The following is a 13,083-nucleotide window of genomic DNA, read 5'->3' as shown; positions in this document are numbered from 1 at the left end:
GCGCCCGGGCCGGCATGCCCGCGGTGGGGCTGCCAGCCCGGGCAACGAGCGCAAACGTGAGCGCCTCGAAAGCCGAAGGCCGGCGCGATGCCGGCCCGGGAGCCGGTGCAGCCGCAGCGACGCCGGCGTTCAAAGGCAAGAGCGGGGTCAAGCGATCGCGTCGGCCGGCTGCCGCTGAAGCATGGCCAACAGGCGGGCCACGGTCTGCCGCAGCTCGCGGCGGTCGACGATCATGTCCAGCGCGCCCTTGCCCAGCAGGAACTCCGAGCGCTGGAAGCCCTCCGGCAACTTCTCACGCACGGTGTTCTCGATCACGCGCGGGCCGGCAAAGCCGATGAGTGCCTTGGGCTCGGCGATCACCACGTCGCCCATGAACGCGAAGCTGGCCGACACGCCGCCCATCGTCGGGTCGGTCAGCACGCTGATGTAAGGCAGCTTGGCCTTCGCCAGCCGGGTCAGCGCAGCGTTGGTCTTGGCCATCTGCATGAGCGAGAGCAGGCCCTCTTGCATCCGGGCGCCACCCGTGGCGGTGAAGCAGATGAACGGCGTCTTCTGCTCCAGGGCCGTCTCGACGCCGCGCACGAAGCGCTCGCCCACCACCGAGCCCATCGAGCCGCCCATGAAGTCGAACTCGAAGCATGCGGCCACCACCGGCAGGCTGTGCACCGCCCCGCCCATCACGACGAGCGCATCGGTCTCGCCGGTGGATTCCAGCGCGTCCTTGAGGCGATCGGGGTAGCGCTTGCTGTCCTTGAACTTGAGCGCATCGACCGGCAGCACCTCCTGGCCGATCTCATAACGCCCCTCCGGATCCAGGAACTTGTCCAGCCGCTCGCGGGCGCCGATGCGGTGATGATGCGCGCACTTCGGGCAGACATAGACGTTCTGCTCCAGGTCCGTCTTGTAGAGCACGGTCTCGCACGACGGGCACTTGATCCACAGACCTTCGGGCACCGAGCGGCGCTCGGCCGGGTCGGTCTGCTGGATCTTCGGGGGCAATAGCTTTTCAAGCCAACTCATGCGCAGGCTCCTTCGCAGAGAGTGAATCGAGGGCTGCCCGGATCTCGGCGATGAAGCGCGCCCCCGTGGCCGCGACGCGGTCGCGCGGCTCCTGTTCGATCAACTGCACCAGACGTGAGCCGATGACCACGGCATCCGCCACCCGCGCCACGGCCCGGGCGCTCTCGGCATCACGGATGCCGAACCCGACGCCGACCGGCACCGAGACGCAGGCGCGGATACGGGGCACCATCTGGGCGACCGCGCTGGTGTCGAGGTGACCGGCACCGGTCACCCCTTTCAAGGACACATAGTACACGTAGCCGCTGGCCACCCGGCCGACCTCGCGGATGCGCTCGTCGGTCGAGGTCGGCGCGAGCAGGAAGATCGGGTCCAGCCCGTGGGCCTTGAGCCGAGCGGCGAACGTCTCGCACTCCTCGGGCGGGTAATCGACCACGAGCACCCCGTCCACCCCGGCGTCCTGGGCCGCGGCGATGAAGGCCCCCTCGCCGTGGCGCTGGTCGTAGCGCTCGATGGGGTTGGCGTACCCCATCAGGACGACCGGGGTGTGCTCGTCACGCGAGCGGAAGCCGCGCACCATCTCCAGCACCTGCGCCATGCCGATGCCACGCGCCAGGGCCCGTTCCGACGCCTTCTGGATGACGGGGCCGTCGGCCATCGGATCCGAGAACGGCACGCCGAGTTCGATGACGTCCGCGCCGGCCTGCGCCAACGCCAGCATCAACTCGACCGTCACGTCGGCATAGGGGTCGCCGGCGGTGACGTATGGAATGAGCGCCTTGCGACCCTCGGCCCTCAACCGGTCGAACGTGCGGGCAATGCGGCTCATCGCAGAGCTCCCAAGGCCGAACCGGCCATCTCCAGCGCCACATCGGTGGCCCCTTCGAGCCGCGCGACGGTGCCGATGTCCTTGTCGCCGCGCCCCGACAGGCACACGAGAATGGATTGGTCGGGCCGCATCGTCGGCGCCAGCTTCATCGCATAGGCCACCGCGTGGCTCGATTCGAGCGCGGGAATGATGCCCTCGGTGCGGCACAGGTAGTGGAACGCCTGCAAAGCCTCGTCGTCGGTGATGCCGACGTACTCGGCGCGACCGATGTCCTTGAGGAACGCGTGCTCGGGGCCGACGCCGGGGTAGTCGAGCCCCGCCGAGACCGAGTGCGTCTCGATCACCTGGCCGTTCTCGTCTTGCAGCAAGTAGGTGCGGTTGCCGTGCAGCACACCGGGCGTGCCGGCGCTGATCGACGCCGCATGACGGCCGGTGTCCAGGCCCTGCCCCGCCGCCTCCACGCCGATGAGGCGCGTCGACTCGTAGGGGATGTAGGGGTAGAAGATCCCCATGGCGTTGCTCCCTCCCCCCACGCACGCCACCACGGCGTCCGGCTGCCGCCCGGTGAGCTCGGGCATTTGCGTGAGGCACTCCTCGCCGATCACACTCTGGAAGTCGCGCACCATCGTCGGGTACGGGTGCGGCCCGGCGACCGTGCCGATGATGTAGAACGTGTTCTCGACGTTCGTCACCCAGTCGCGCAACGCCTCGTTGAGCGCGTCCTTCAGCGTCCTGGAGCCGCTTTCCACCGGGACGACCTTCGCCCCGAGCAGGTGCATGCGGTAGACGTTCGGCGCCTGGCGCTTGACGTCCTCGCTGCCCATGTAGACCACGCATTCCAGGCCGTAGCGGGCGCACACCGTGGCGGTGGCCACCCCATGCTGGCCCGCGCCCGTTTCGGCGATCACGCGGGGCTTGCCCATGCGGCGAGCAAGCAGCGCCTGCCCGATGGTGTTGTTGATCTTGTGCGCGCCGGTGTGGTTGAGGTCCTCGCGCTTGAGGTAGATCTGCGCCCCTCCCATCTCGCGGCTCATGCGCGCGGCGTGGTAGACGGGGCTCGGACGGCCCACGTAATGGGCCAGTTCGTGCCGGAACTCGGCCTGGAACGCCGGGTCCTGGCGGCACTGCTCGTAGGCCGCCTTCAGTTCGTCGAGCGCGTGGATGAGGGTTTCGGCGACGAAGGTGCCGCCATAGGGTCCGAAATGCCCGCGGGCGTCGGGCTGCTGATACTGGAACATGACTTCAGGTGGGGGCTGTGTCAGGCGACGGCGGCGGCGATGCGGGCATCTGCCTCGCGTACCGCCTCGCAGAACCGGCGTATCGCGTCGGGGTCCTTGATCCCCTTGGCGCTTTCGACGCCGGAGCTCACATCAACGGCCCAAGGCCGTACCTGAAGAATCCCATCGGTCACGTTTGCAGGCGTTAACCCACCAGACAAAACGACCGGAATGGGAACGCTTGGTGGAATCAGTGACCAATCGAAGACCTTTCCGCCACCTCCATAGCCCTCCACATAGGCATCCAACAAGAGCGCCTGGGCATCGGCGTAGCGATGGGCAAAGTGTAGCAAATCGAGGCCTGGCGCCATGCGCGCGGCCCGTAAGTACGGACGGCGCACCGCCGCGCACTGCTCGGGCGTCTCGTCGCCATGGAACTGCAGCACGAGAGACGGGATCGCCTCGCACGCCGCCTCGATCTGCGCGAGCGGTGCGTTCACGAACAGACCCACCGGCGTCACGAAGGGCGGGAGGCGCCGCGCCAGTTCCCGCGCACGCGACAGCGTGACGTGGCGCGGGCTCTTCGGGTAGAAGACGAAGCCCACCGCGTCGGCGCCCGCCTGGGCGGCAGCATCGACATCCTCCTCACGCGTCAGGCCGCAGATCTTGATGCGCGTACGTGGGTTCATGGCGAGTTCTCGGCAGGCGTTCCGGGCAGGAAATCCAGAGCGGGCGTGCGCTGCGGCACCCCATACCGTTCATCGTACCGGGGCCCGAGGAAGTACAGGCCGTCAGGGGCGAACGTGGGTGCCGCGAGGCGCCGATCGCGAGCATCGCGCACGGCCGCCACCCACTCGGGAGGATGCAGCCCGGTCCCCACCGCAATCAGACAGCCCATGATGTTGCGCACCATGTGGTGCAGGAAAGCGCTCGCCTCGAAGTCGAACCGCCAATAGGCGCCGACCCTCCGGATGCGGATTTCCCGGACGATCTTGATGGGGGACTTGGCCTGGCATTCGGACGAGCGGAATGCGCTGAAATCGTGCTCGCCGAGCAGATGCACGGCTGCCTCGCACATCGCCGCGCCATCGAGGGGACGAAACACCCAGCCCACCCGACCTGCATCGAGCGACGGCCGGGTCGGTGCCTCGCGCACCAGGTACGCATAACGGCGGCCGAGGGCCGCGTTGCGGGCGTGGAAGTCGCCGGGCACCGGCTGACACCACTCGACGGCAATGTCCGCCGGCAGGAACGTGTTGGGGCCGCGCACCCACGAGAACGGCTCGCGGCGCAAGTCGGTATCGAAATGAACCACCTGGTTGAGCGCGTGCACGCCGGCGTCGGTGCGCCCGGCGCACACGGTGCGCACCGGCGTGCCGGTGAAGCGCTCCAGCGCCTGCTCAAGATGGTCCTGCACGGTGCCGCCCCCCGGCTGGCTCTGCCAGCCCTTGTAGGCGGTGCCGCGGTAGCTGATTCCGAGGGCGATTCTCAACGTGGTGCCGATCCAAAAGAACGAAGACCCGCCACCAGCGGGTCTTCCAGAGCCTCCTGCCGTGCGGGGCTGCAGCGCCGAACGCGCCCAGAGCTCGGGCCGGGCACGGGGCCCCAAGGGCCCACCCGCCGCCCGCCAGCGGGATCTACGCGAGCTCCGCCAGCATGTTCTGCGCCTTGGCCTTGAGGGCGCCGCTCGATTTTGCGACCACTTCCTGCAGCAACTCGCGCGCCCCCTCGCGGTCACCGATCTGGCGGAACTCCTCGGCCAGCTCGAGCTTGCGGGCCAGCGGGTCTCCCCCTGCCGGTTCCGCCGGGCCGAGATCGAGGTCCGGCAGCGCCTCGACCACCCCGACCTCAGGCACCCCCGCCGGCGCCGGGGCGGGCCCGAGATCGAGCGTCAGGTCGGACAGGTCGAAGTCCATCGAGCGGGAGTCACTGGCGCTGGTGCCCTTGGGCGCCTCGGGCGCGGGCGGCTCCAGGTCCGGCAGTTCGAAGGCCAGGGGCTCGTCCACCTGGGCCACCCCCGCCGGCTCCAACTCGATCGAGGGCAGCTCGGCCACCGACGGTGCCGCGCTGAGCGGCTGCGTCGTCTCGGAATCGACCGGCTTGGCGACCGCCGGCTCGCTGAGCGGCAGGTCAAGGTCCAGGTCGATGCCCCCTCCAGCGGGTGCCGCCGCGGCCGGAGCGCGCCCGGGTTGCGGCTCGGGCATGACCGACTGGGGCATCGTGCTCGCGCCCAAGGGCTCGGCCGGCCCCTCGGCCACGCGCGCCTCGGCGGGCTGGCCGCCCGGCCGGTACAACGCGTTCTCGGGATCGATCTGGCGGCCGAGCTCCTGGGCACGCTGCCACTCCTCGCCCTCTCCGCCGGTCAGGCCATACAGCTGCGTCGCGAGCACTTCGAATCCCTTCGAATCGCGACGCTTGGCGTAAACCTCCAGCAGCTTGGTGCGGATGGCCAGCCGCTCCGGATTGGCGCGCATGGCCTCCTTGAGGATCTCCTCGGCCTGGAGGTCGCGACCGTAGGCGAGGTACACGTCCGCCTCGGCCACCGGGTCCACATCGCCGATCGCGTCGAGCTGGCTGAGCGAGTAGCTGAGCGACGACGGCGTACCGGAAGCGTCCTTGGTGTCGATGCGCTGCCCGCCGCTCGCGCCGAAGAACGTGTCGGGCTGCAGGCGGCTCTCGAGGAAAGAGGTTTCCCCGCTGTCCTGCTTCGTCCTGGCCTTCAGACGATACAGGCCCAGACCCGCGAGCAGCACGATCAGCCCGCCCGCGAGCGGCAGGGCCAGCGGGTTCTCCAGCAGCCCATCGATGAAGCTGGGCTCCTCGACCACGGGAGGCTGGGGCAGCGTGGGCTTGCTGGCAGCCGCAGCCCGCGCGGGCGCGCTCGCCGCGGCGACGGCCGACGCGGCAGCCGCTGGGCCACTGGCCTCGGAGGCCGCGGCCTGCGCCACCGCCGCCGAGGCCGCAGGGGCCGTGGCCGCGGCGACCGGCACCGCCACACCCGGGGCGGACGCCGCAGCGACCGGGGGGGCGACGGGCGCCGCCGGCGGCGCAGCCGCAGGCGCCGGGGTGGCGGCTGCAGCGGGTGCAGAAGCCGCCGGCGAGAGTTTTTGGAGCTCTTGCAGGTTGCGGGAGAGCTCGGCGACGCGCGCGCTGGCTTCCTGCTTCTCGCGCTGCTTTGCGATGCCCTCCTCCGGCGCCCCCTTGGCGGCCACCCCGCCCTTGCTGAGCGTCAGCTTATCCGCCGACGGGGCAGCAGCTTGCTTGCGGTCCTGGACTTCGGCCTGGAGTTGGCCCGAAGCCTGGCGACTCGGCTCGGCGCCTGCCGCGGCGACGGCGGCGGAAGCGAGCCGCTGCCGGTACGCGGCGAAGTCCGCGCTCTGGGCCTGGATCAGCTGTCGCGCCTCCGAAGGCGAGACCGCCTGGGCTTGCTCGCCGGCCGGCACCTGCAGCACGACCCCGGCCTTCAGGCGGTTCATGTTCTCGCCGAGGAACGCCTCGGGGTTGGCACGGTACAGGGCGACCAGCATCTGGTCGAGAGACACGCCCGGACGTTGGACGCGGTTGGCGATGGAATAAAGCGTGTCGCCGCGGCGCACCCGGTACTCGTCGGCGCCGGTGCCCGCAGGGGCAGGCGCCGGCGCGGGCGCGGCGGCCGTTTCCTGACGGGGAGCCGCCGGAGTTCCGCGGCGAGCCGGCGTCGGGGCCGGCGCGCTGACGGACGGAGAGGGGGCGGCAGCCGCCCGAGAGGGCGACGGAGCTGGAGCGGGCGCCATGCCAGAGGCCTGGGCGCCGGTGGACGGAGCGGCAGCCTGCCTGCTGCCCGGCGGGTCGATCAGGAGCGTGTACTCGCGCACCAGTCGACCGGAGGCCCAGGAGAGTTCGAGGATGACGTCGAGGAACGGCTCTTGCACGACCCGATCGCTCGTGATGCGCAGGTAGGGCCGCCCGTCCGAGCGCCTCTGCAGCGACACCTCGGTGCCAGGCAGGACCGGGTTGTATTCGACGCCTGCGGCCCGATAGGCATCCGGCGGTGCCACCCGGGCACGGAAACTGTTCGCCTCCTCCAGCGTGAGGCTGGTCACGTCGATCTCGGCTCGCAGGCTTTCGCCGAGGGCGGACTGCACGGTCAGCCGCCCGAGCCCCAGGGCCAGGGCGTGATGCGCCGCGAGGGTCAAAGCGGCCGCAGCCACCCCATTCAGAACGAAGCGCCCGGCCGGGCGTGAAATTCGTTTCAAGGCGTCTCCCAATCCGTCATGCGGCCACTGGCGGGCCGTCGTTCTGAGCAAGGCGCGCCTAAGCCCCCGCCCTCCCGAAAATGCCAGAAATCACAATAACATCAGGCAGATACGCTGACAAGCTCATGCAATTGCTGACATTCTCTTTCCAGGAATCCCCTGGCAACAGAACGTAACCTGTCGGCTGGCCGCAACGGACGTGCCCGCCCGTTCGACGCTTCAGGCCTCCAACAGGATGCGCAGCATGCGCCGCAGCGGCTCCGCAGCTCCCCACAACAACTGGTCGCCGATCGTGAAGGCTCCCAGGTACTCGGGCCCCATCGCCAGCTTGCGCAGACGTCCGACGGGGATGGTCAGCGTGCCGGTGACGGCCACCGGTGTCAGCTCCTGCATGGTCGCCTCGCGGGTGTTCGGCACCACCTTCACCCACGCGTTGTCGTTGGCGATCATCTGCTCGATGTCGGCCAGGGGAACGTCCTTCTTGAGCTTGAAGGTGAGCGCCTGGCTGTGGCAGCGCATCGCGCCGATGCGCACGCAGAAGCCGTCCACGGGAATGGCGGGTTTGCCAAAGGCCTCGCCGATGCCGAGGATCTTGTTCGTCTCGGCGCCCCCCTTCCATTCCTCGCGACTCACGCCGTTGCCCAGGTCTTTGTCGATCCAGGGGATGATGCTGCCGCCGAGCGGCACCCCGAAGTTGGACATCTCCTCGGGCGCCAGGGAGCGCTGCTTGCCGATGATCTTGCGGTCGATCTCGAGGATGGCGCTCTTCGGGTCGGCCAGGAGGTCGCGCACTTCGGCATGGAGCGTGCCGAACTGGGTGAGCAGCTCCCGCATGTGCTGCGCGCCCCCTCCCGACGCGGCCTGGTAGGTCATCGTGGTCATCCACTCGACGAGACCCGCCTTGTACAGCGCGCCCACGCCCATCAGCATGCAGCTGACCGTGCAGTTGCCACCGATCCAGTTGCGCCCGCCCTGGGCCAGCGCGTCCTTGATGACGGGCAGGTTGACCGGGTCGAGGACGATGACGGCATCGTCCTTCATGCGCAGCGTCGAGGCGGCGTCGATCCAATGCCCCTTCCAGCCGGCCGCACGCAGCTTGGGGAAGACCTCGGTGGTGTAATCGCCGCCCTGCGCGGTGAGGATGATGTCGCAGCGCTTGAGCGCCTCGATGTCGTAGGCGTCCTGGAGGGTGGTCTCGTTCTTCGCCATCGCCGGGGCCTGCCCGCCGGCGTTGCTGGTGCTGAAGAACAAGGGCTCGATGAGCGCGAAATCGCCCTCCTGCTGCATTCGGTCCATGAGCACGGAACCGACCATGCCGCGCCAGCCCACAAGTCCTACCAAAGTCGTCGCCATGTCGTTTATCCTGGGTGAAAGTCCGTATTGTCGGGGATCACGCCCGGGGGCTTGGGCCGCGGCCGGCACCCGGGCCGAGCAGTCGCCGTCAGCCTTGGGTCCGCAGCGCAGCCACGACCGCGTCGCCCATGTCCCTGGTGCCGACCTTGCGGGTGCCTTCGCTGTAAATATCGGCCGTCCGCAGGCCCTGCGCCAGTACGCTTTTCACGGCCGACTCGATCCGATCGGCCGCTTCGGCCTGGTTCAGGCTGAAGCGCAACATCATCGCCGCGCTCAGGATCGTGGCCAGCGGGTTCGCCACGCCCTGGCCGGCAATGTCCGGCGCGCTGCCGTGGCTCGGCTCGTACAGACCGCGGTTGTCCGCGTTCAGCGAGGCGGAAGGCAGCATGCCGATCGAGCCGGTCAGCATCGCCGCCTCGTCCGAGAGGATGTCGCCGAACATGTTGCCCGTCACGATCACGTCGAACTTCTTCGGTGCCTTGACCAGCTGCATGGCGGCGTTGTCGACGTACATGTGCTCCAGTTCGACGTCCGGGTACTGGGCGTGAACCTCGGTGACCACGTCCTTCCAGAACTGGAAGGTCTCCAGCACATTCGCCTTGTCGACGCTCGTGACCTTCTTGCCGCGCTTGCGCGCCGCCTGGAACGCCACGTGGGCGATGCGTTCGATCTCCGGCTTTGAATAGCGCATCGTGTCGAACGCCTCCTGCGCGCCCCGGAAGGCACCGTCCGGGCTCTCACGCCGCCCGCGCGGCTGGCCGAAGTAGATGTCTCCGGTCAGCTCGCGGATGATGAGGATGTCGAGCCCCGCCACCAACTCGGGCTTCAGACTCGAGGCATGAGTCAACTCGGCGTAGCAAATCGCGGGACGGAAATTGGCGAAGAGGCCCAGTTCCTTGCGCAGCCCGAGGATGGCCTGCTCCGGCCGCAGGCGCCGCTCGAGCGTGTCGTACTTCCAATCGCCGACCGCGCCGAAGAGGACGGCGTCGGCCTCCTTCGCCAGCTCGAGCGTCGCCTCGGGAAGCGGGTGGCCGGCCGCTTCATAGGCGGCGCCGCCCACGGGCGCCTCCTCCATCTCGAAGCGCAGGTCCAGTGCGTGCAGCACCTTCACGGCTTCGGCGACGATCTCCGGGCCGATCCCGTCGCCGGGCAAGACGGCAATCTTCATCTTCTCGCTCCTCACACGATGCGGTTGGCCAGCCACGGGCGCTTCGCCAGCCGCTCGGCCTCGTAAGCCTTGATCTTGTCGGCGTGGCGCAGGGTCAGGCCGATGTCGTCGTAGCCGTTGAGCAGGCAGTACTTGCGGAAGGGCTGCACCTCGAAGGCGAGCTCGGTGCCATCGGGTTTGAGGACCACCTGGCGCTCCAGGTCGACGGTCAGCTCGTAGCCGACGAAGGCATACACCTCGTCGAAGAGGCGCGCCACCTCGTGCTCCGGCAGCACGATGGGCAGCAACCCGTTCTTGAAGCAGTTGTTGAAGAAGATGTCGGCGAAGCTCGGCGCGATCAACGCGCGAAAGCCGTACTGCTGGATCGCCCACGGCGCGTGCTCCCGGCTGGAGCCGCAACCGAAGTTCTTGCGCGACAGAAGGATCGACGCCCCCTGGTAGCGCGGCTGGTTCAGAACGAAATCAGGGTTCGGCTTGCGCGTGGCCGGGTCCTGGCCAGGCTCGCCCACGTCCAAGTATCGCCATTCGTCGAACAGGTTCGGGCCGAAGCCCGTGCGCTTGATCGACTTCAGGAACTGCTTGGGGATGATCGCGTCGGTGTCGACGTTCTCGCGATCGATCGGGGCCACGAGGCCCTTGTGCACTCGAAATGGTTCCATGGATTCCTCGCTCGCGCCCGCACGGCAGCCGCCGCCGGTCGCCTCACTTGCGCCTGGCGGCTTCCTCGATCTTCTCGCCGGCCTTCTGGACATCCTTGCCGATGCCCTGGAAGGTGTTGCAGCCGGCGAGCACCGCCGCTGCGATCAGCCACAAGACGGTCTTCTTCGTCATCGCCCTCTCCTTGAAGGATGCGTCACACCAGACGGCGCACGTCCACGAAACGACCCTCGATGGCAGCGGCAGCCGCCATGGCGGGGCTCACCAGGTGGGTGCGCCCGCCGGCGCCCTGCCGCCCCTCGAAATTGCGGTTGGACGTCGAGGCGCAGCGCTCGCCCGGCTCCAGCCGGTCGGCGTTCATCGCCAAGCACATCGAGCATCCCGGCTCGCGCCATTCGAAACCGGCGGCGCGGAAGACCTCGTGCAACCCCTCGCGCTCGGCCTGCTCCTTGACCAGGCCCGAGCCGGGCACCACCATCGCCAGCTTGACGTTGGCCGCGACCCGGCCGCCCATCCGGCGGACCACGTTCGCCGCCTCGCGCAGGTCCTCGATGCGCGAGTTGGTGCACGAGCCGATGAACACCTTGTCGATGAAGATGTCCTGCATCGGTTTGTTGGGCTCCAGGTCCATGTACTGCAACGCGCGCTCCATCGCATTGCGTTTGACCGGGTCCTTCTCCTTCTCGGGGTCGGGTACGCGATCTTCGATGGAGACGACCATCTCGGGCGAGGTCCCCCAGGTGACCTGCGGGCGGATCTGTGCGGCGTCCAGCTCGACCACGGCGTCCCAGTGGGCGTCCGGGTCGGAGTGCAGCGTGCGCCAGTAGGCGACCGCCTGGTCCCACTCGGCCCCCGTGGGCGCGAACGGCCGGCCCTTCACGTACTGCAGGGTGGTCTCGTCCACCGCCACGAGTCCGGCCCGCGCACCGGCCTCGATCGCCATGTTGCACACCGTCATGCGCCCTTCCATGCTGAGCGCGCGGATCGCGCTGCCGGCGAACTCGATGGTGTAGCCGGTCCCCCCGGCCGTGCCGATCTTGCCGATGATCGCCAGCACGATGTCCTTCGCGCTGCACCCCTTCGGCAGTTGACCCTCGACCACGACCCGCATGTTCTTGGCCTTCTTGGCCAGCAGCGTCTGGGTCGCCAGCACGTGCTCGACCTCGCTGGTGCCGATGCCGTGAGCCAGCGCGCCGAAGGCCCCGTGGGTGGAGGTGTGGCTGTCGCCGCAGACCACCGTCATGCCGGGCAGCGTGGCGCCTTGCTCCGGGCCGATCACGTGCACGATGCCCTGGCGCTTGTCGTGCATCTTGAACTGGGTGATCCCGAAGCGGTCGCAGTTGCGGTCCAGCGTCTCGACTTGCAGCCGCGAGACCGGGTCGGCGATGCCGGCGCTGCGATCGGTCGTCGGTACGTTGTGGTCCGAGACGGCGAGGTTGGCCGACAGGCGCCACACCTTGCGGGCGGCCAGTTCCAGTCCCTCGAAGGCCTGCGGGCTGGTCACCTCGTGCAGCAGATGCCGGTCGATATAGAGGATGGCCGTGCCGTCCTCCTCGGTGTGGACGACGTGCTCGTCCCAGATCTTGTCGTACAGCGTGCGTCCGCTCATGACTTGGAGCCTCCGGAAGGGGATTGTCTCGCGTTTCGCGACGTGGCCGCGCCGGCGGACGGGCCGCACAGCGCGTCGAGAAATCGTTGCACCGCGGCCGGCTGAACCTCCTGCCGGCGCACGGCGATGAGGTACTGCCGCTCGGCCCAGGGCTCGTCCAGCCCCAGCACCTTGACCTCGAACAGGCGCGCCAGCCGATCAGCCACCGTGGCGGGCAGCACCGCGACGCCGAGCCCGGCCTCCACCAACTGCGCGATGGCATCGAAGCCGCGCACCTGGAGCCTCGCCCGCAGCATCCTGCCCTGCCGTTCGGCGTGAGCCAGCATCGCCTCGTGCACCGAGGTGCCGATGGGCAGGCCCACGATGTCATGATCGAGCAAGGCCTCGAACCGCACCGCCTTGCGACGCCCCAACGGGTGGGCACGGGGCACCAGCACCGCGAGCCGCCCCCGCCGGTAGTCGTGGACGGCCAGATCCAGCCCATCACGCACGGGCGCCACGAAGATGCCCACGTCCGCGCGGCCTTCCGCCACGGCTTGCTGGACCTCGGCACTGCTCAGGTCCTCCAGGCTCACCCGCACCCCCGCATTCGCCCTTGAGAAGGCGGCCAGGTCGCGCGGCAGTGTCTCCGCGATGGAGGCCGCGTTGGCCGCGACCCGCAGGTGTCCCTTGACGCCGCGCGAAAACTCGACCACCTCGCTCTCGAGGGCGTGCAGCGAGGCACGCAGGCTGCGGATGTGGCGCACCAAGGCATGCCCGGCCTCGGTCGGCTCGACTCCGCGCGCGCGGCGCTCGAACAACTTCACACCCAGGCGCGTCTCGATATCGGAAAGACGGCGGCTGGCCGCGGCCAGCGCCAGATGCTCCCGGGCAGCCCCGGCCGTGATGCTGCGGGTTTCCGCGATCGCGAGCACCAGGTTGAGGGTGACGAGGTCGAAGCGCATGGCAGGAATGGCGAGCGGCAAGCTGGAAGCGGCCACGGAAAGCGGACCATG

At 68.9% G+C, this 13,083-nt stretch carries 12 protein-coding genes; all 12 read right to left on the bottom strand.

The features are described from left to right. Positions 1–147 precede the first annotated feature (147 nt). Positions 148–1,020 carry an acetyl-CoA carboxylase, carboxyltransferase subunit beta gene (gene accD / locus OMP39_RS05530; RefSeq protein ID WP_264893821.1) on the bottom strand — a complete coding sequence of 291 codons (873 nt, stop codon included), beginning with the start codon at positions 1,018–1,020 and terminating at the stop codon, positions 148–150. Further along, on the bottom strand, positions 1,007–1,849 hold the full coding sequence (trpA, locus tag OMP39_RS05525) for a tryptophan synthase subunit alpha (protein WP_264893820.1): 843 nt from the start codon (positions 1,847–1,849) through the stop codon (positions 1,007–1,009). The genes accD and trpA overlap by 14 nt, the downstream gene beginning before the upstream one ends. Beyond that, positions 1,846–3,087 carry a tryptophan synthase subunit beta gene (trpB, locus tag OMP39_RS05520; RefSeq protein WP_264893818.1) on the bottom strand — a complete coding sequence of 414 codons (1,242 nt, stop codon included), beginning with the start codon at positions 3,085–3,087 and terminating at the stop codon, positions 1,846–1,848. Before trpB ends, trpA begins: the two co-directional genes overlap by 4 nt. Before the next feature lie 20 nt (positions 3,088–3,107). Continuing rightward, positions 3,108–3,755, bottom strand: coding sequence for a phosphoribosylanthranilate isomerase (locus tag OMP39_RS05515; RefSeq protein WP_264893816.1), 648 nt, complete (start codon positions 3,753–3,755; stop codon positions 3,108–3,110). Beyond that, complete coding sequence (gene truA, locus OMP39_RS05510; RefSeq protein ID WP_264893815.1) at positions 3,752–4,558, bottom strand: tRNA pseudouridine(38-40) synthase TruA; 807 nt, start codon at positions 4,556–4,558, stop codon at positions 3,752–3,754. Before truA ends, OMP39_RS05515 begins: the two co-directional genes overlap by 4 nt. A gap of 145 nt (positions 4,559–4,703) precedes the next feature. Then, positions 4,704–7,301, bottom strand: coding sequence for a FimV/HubP family polar landmark protein (locus OMP39_RS05505; protein WP_264893813.1), 2,598 nt, complete (start codon positions 7,299–7,301; stop codon positions 4,704–4,706). 219 nt (positions 7,302–7,520) lie between these two features. Beyond that, entirely contained in the window at positions 7,521–8,654 is a 1,134-nt protein-coding gene (gene asd, locus OMP39_RS05500) for an aspartate-semialdehyde dehydrogenase (RefSeq protein ID WP_264893812.1), read from the bottom strand. Between the two features lie 88 nt (positions 8,655–8,742). Then, on the bottom strand, positions 8,743–9,822 hold the full coding sequence (gene leuB, locus OMP39_RS05495; RefSeq protein WP_264893811.1) for a 3-isopropylmalate dehydrogenase: 1,080 nt from the start codon (positions 9,820–9,822) through the stop codon (positions 8,743–8,745). An 11-nt stretch (positions 9,823–9,833) separates the two neighbouring features. Beyond that, complete coding sequence (gene leuD / locus OMP39_RS05490) at positions 9,834–10,481, bottom strand: 3-isopropylmalate dehydratase small subunit (protein WP_264893810.1); 648 nt, start codon at positions 10,479–10,481, stop codon at positions 9,834–9,836. Positions 10,482–10,524: 43 nt separating this feature from the next. Continuing rightward, positions 10,525–10,653, bottom strand: coding sequence for an entericidin A/B family lipoprotein (locus tag OMP39_RS05485; RefSeq protein WP_264893808.1), 129 nt, complete (start codon positions 10,651–10,653; stop codon positions 10,525–10,527). A gap of 22 nt (positions 10,654–10,675) precedes the next feature. Continuing rightward, entirely contained in the window at positions 10,676–12,088 is a 1,413-nt protein-coding gene (leuC, locus tag OMP39_RS05480) for a 3-isopropylmalate dehydratase large subunit (RefSeq protein WP_264893806.1), read from the bottom strand. Further along, positions 12,085–13,068, bottom strand: a complete 984-nt coding sequence (locus OMP39_RS05475) for a LysR family transcriptional regulator (protein ID WP_264893804.1) — start codon at positions 13,066–13,068, stop codon at positions 12,085–12,087. Before OMP39_RS05475 ends, leuC begins: the two co-directional genes overlap by 4 nt. Positions 13,069–13,083 lie beyond the last annotated feature (15 nt).

Origin of the sequence: Schlegelella aquatica (genome assembly GCF_026013905.1) — a bacterium.
In the GTDB taxonomy this organism is placed as follows: domain Bacteria; phylum Pseudomonadota; class Gammaproteobacteria; order Burkholderiales; family Burkholderiaceae_C; genus Caldimonas; species Caldimonas aquatica.
The sequence above is the reverse complement of the archived record's forward strand: the minus strand, read 5'-3'. Positions and strand labels throughout refer to the sequence as shown.

Bases quoted from the DNA above. Each gene is read 5' to 3' on its own strand.
- accD (WP_264893821.1), bottom strand. From the start codon at position 1,020: ATGAGTTGGCTTGAAAAGCTATTGCCCCCGAAGATCCAGCAGACCGAC.
- trpA (WP_264893820.1), bottom strand. From the start codon at position 1,849: ATGAGCCGCATTGCCCGCACGTTCGACCGGTTGAGGGCCGAGGGTCGC.
- trpB (WP_264893818.1), bottom strand. From the start codon at position 3,087: ATGTTCCAGTATCAGCAGCCCGACGCCCGCGGGCATTTCGGACCCTAT.
- OMP39_RS05515 (WP_264893816.1), bottom strand. From the start codon at position 3,755: ATGAACCCACGTACGCGCATCAAGATCTGCGGCCTGACGCGTGAGGAG.
- asd (WP_264893812.1), bottom strand. From the start codon at position 8,654: ATGGCGACGACTTTGGTAGGACTTGTGGGCTGGCGCGGCATGGTCGGT.
- leuB (WP_264893811.1), bottom strand. From the start codon at position 9,822: ATGAAGATTGCCGTCTTGCCCGGCGACGGGATCGGCCCGGAGATCGTC.
- leuD (WP_264893810.1), bottom strand. From the start codon at position 10,481: ATGGAACCATTTCGAGTGCACAAGGGCCTCGTGGCCCCGATCGATCGC.
- OMP39_RS05485 (WP_264893808.1), bottom strand. From the start codon at position 10,653: ATGACGAAGAAGACCGTCTTGTGGCTGATCGCAGCGGCGGTGCTCGCC.
- leuC (WP_264893806.1), bottom strand. From the start codon at position 12,088: ATGAGCGGACGCACGCTGTACGACAAGATCTGGGACGAGCACGTCGTC.